Below are 1,755 nucleotides of genomic sequence, written 5' to 3'. Positions count from 1 at the left end.
ACTGGATACTGGCAGTATCTTGTTGTGGTGTCCAATCGCCGCGAGCGCCGGTGAGCCAGACCGGACCGGATGACCGGCAGGGAGGCCGTATGAAGATCTCGGAGCTCAGCCGGCGGACCGGCGTGCCGGTCGCCAGCATCAAGTACTTCCGGCGGCAGGGGCTGCTGCCCGCGGGCCGGGCGACCGCCGCGACCCTGGCCGAGTACGGGGAGGAGCACGCGGAACGGCTGCGGCTGATCAAGGCGCTGACCACGCTCGGCGGGCTGTCCATCGCCGCCACCCGCGAGGTGCTCGGCGCGGTCGACCAGGCCCACACCACGGAGGGCGCGCTCGGGGCGATCAGCTACGCCCTGCCGGTGCCGGTGGCCTCCTCCGCGGGCGGCGCGGACGAGGACGGGGACGCGGAGGCCGAGGAGACCGCCGGGGCCGAGGTGGCCGAGCTGCTGGCGGCCCTCGACTGGCGGGCGCCCGCCGCCTCCCCGCACGTCCAGGGGCTGACGACGGCCCTGAAGGAACTGCGCCGGCTGGACGCCCAGTACGCCCCGGGCGAGCTGGCCGCCTACGCCCGGCTGGCCGAGTCGGTGGCCCGGCTGGACCTGGAGCGGGCGGAGTGCCTGGACGACCCGGTGGCGCTGGCGGAGCGGGCGGTCATCGTCTTCGCGATCTGCGCCCCGGTCTTCGAGCTGCTGCGGCGCCTGGCCCAGGAGGACCAGGTGCGGCGGCGCATGGCGGACGAGGCCGCCGCCGGGCCGGCGGCGGCGTGCGGTCCGCACTGAGGCCCGCCGCTCGGCCGTCTCCCGGTGGTCGGCGGGGCGGGGCGTTCAGGCCCCGGTGGCGTGCGGTGGCCCTGCGGCGGGTGGGGCCGGGTGCGGGGTGAGGGCGGTCCAGGGGTGGAGTTTCCGCGGGTTGCGGACCGCCCAGATGTGGGTGATGCGGCCTTCCGTGAGGTGGAAGGCCGCCACCGTGACCGTGGCGCCGCCGCGCTGGGCCACCAGGCCCGGGCGGCCGTTGACCGTGCGTTCGAGGAGGGTGAGGTCGGGGGACAGGGCCGCGATGTGCGTCAGGTAGGCGGCGATGTCCGCGCCTCCCTCGATGGTGCGCCGGACGGCACTGGCCTGGCCCCCGCCGTCGGCGACCATCGTGGCCCCGGGGTCCAGGAGGCCGACCAGGGCCTCGATGTCGGACGACTGCCAGGCCTCCTTGAAGTCCCGCAGGACGGACGCCTGCCGGGGGCCCGGGGTGGCCGGGGTGGAGGCCTTCGCGACGCGGCGGCGGGCCGAGGCGGCGAGCTGGCGGCAGGCCGCCGGGGTGCGGCCGACGATCCGGGCGATCTCCGGGAAGGGGTAGCGGAAGACGTCGTGCAGGATGAACGCCACCCGCTCGGCCGGTGTCATCGCCTCCAGGACCACGAGGAAGGCCATGTGCACCGAATCGTCGAGGGTGACCCGGTCCGCCGGGTCGGCCGCCGGCTGCGGGCTCCCCGGCCATTCGGCGCGGTCGGGCAGCGGCTCGGGGAGCCATTGGCCCACGTACCGTTCGCGGCGCACCCGCGCCGAGCCGAGCACGTCCAGGCAGACGCGGCTGACGACCGTCGTCAGCCAGGCGCCCGGGGACTCGACGGCCGCCCGCCGCGGCCCGGGCATCGCGTACCAGCGGGCGTAGCCCTCCTGGACCGCGACCTCGCCTTCGAAGAGTGAACCGAGCACCAGGTAGGCAAGGTTGGTCAGGTGCCGGCGCTCACCGGCGAGCACGCTC

The 1,755-nt window shown here is 75.8% G+C and carries 2 protein-coding genes; one reads left to right on the top strand and one right to left on the bottom strand.

The window, feature by feature from the left end:
• Nucleotides 1–89: 89 nt before the first annotated feature.
• A complete protein-coding gene (locus ACFVXK_RS38570) occupies nt 90–776 on the top strand; it encodes a MerR family transcriptional regulator (protein WP_389622056.1) in 687 nt (228 codons plus the stop codon).
• Nucleotides 777–821: 45 nt separating this feature from the next.
• On the opposite strand, the gene sigJ is transcribed toward ACFVXK_RS38570, so the two are convergent.
• Nucleotides 822–1,755 (bottom strand): RNA polymerase sigma factor SigJ (gene sigJ / locus ACFVXK_RS38565; RefSeq protein ID WP_389622053.1); only part of this gene is annotated, 934 nt, incomplete at its 5' end.

The organism is Streptomyces sp. NPDC058157 (genome assembly GCF_042884105.1).
GTDB lineage: Bacteria > Actinomycetota > Actinomycetes > Streptomycetales > Streptomycetaceae > Streptomyces.
Note: the sequence above shows the minus strand (reverse complement) of the source record. Positions and strands in the feature narration are given on the sequence as shown.

Bases quoted from the DNA above. Each gene is read 5' to 3' on its own strand.
- ACFVXK_RS38570 (WP_389622056.1), top strand. From the start codon at position 90: ATGAAGATCTCGGAGCTCAGCCGGCGGACCGGCGTGCCGGTCGCCAGC.